General features: G+C 60.8%; 1 protein-coding gene. It reads left to right on the top strand.

The window, feature by feature from the left end:
* A partial coding sequence (locus ACWGTI_RS32600) for an IS1634 family transposase (RefSeq protein WP_454590672.1) occupies positions 1 to 738 on the top strand: 738 nt, incomplete at both ends.

Here is a 738-nt window from a genome sequence, read left to right as displayed (position 1 = left end):
AATTCCTGACGTGCTCGAGGACCTGCTTGCCGATCGCCAGTTTGGTTTTGCCGTGGAGCGCGCCGTGTTTGTCGCCACGCTGCACCGCCTGTTCGTCTCGGGTTCAGATCGTTCCTGTGTTGACTGGATGGCCTCCTATGCTCTCGAGGGAGCAGGCGATCTGGAATTGCATCACTTCTATCGGGCCATGGCGTGGCTGGGCGAGGAGATCGAAGAGAAGGCTGAAGCTGCGCTTGCGCCGCGCTGCGTGAAGGATGTGATCGAGGAGAAGCTGTTCGATCGCCGGCGGGACCTGTTCACCGATCTGAGCCTGGTATTCATGGATACCACCTCGCTGTCGTTTTACGGCGAAGGCGGCGAGGGCCTTGGCAAGCGCGGGCATTCCAAGGATTACCGGCCGGATCTGGCACAAATGATCCTTGCCCTCGTCGTTGATGCCCAGGGACGGCCAATCTGCACAGAGATGGTGCCGGGTAACACAGCCGACAGCCGTGTCCTTCTGCCGATCGTTGATCGTCTGCGTGAGCGCTTCGGGATTACCCGGGCTTGCGTGGTTGCTGATCGCGGCATGATCAGCGCCGCCACCATTGCCGCGCTTGAGGAACGGGGCATGGAATACATCCTGGGTGCCCGTGAGCGTTCCAGCAGCACCATCCGCGACATCGTGCTCGAAGATCATGCGCCGATGGTGCCGATGGTGCTCGAGCGGCAGAAGGGCGAGACCCAGTTGTGGGTAAA

This window comes from Mesorhizobium sp. ArgA1, from assembly GCF_053714375.1.
Note: the sequence above shows the minus strand (reverse complement) of the source record. Positions and strands in the feature narration are given on the sequence as shown.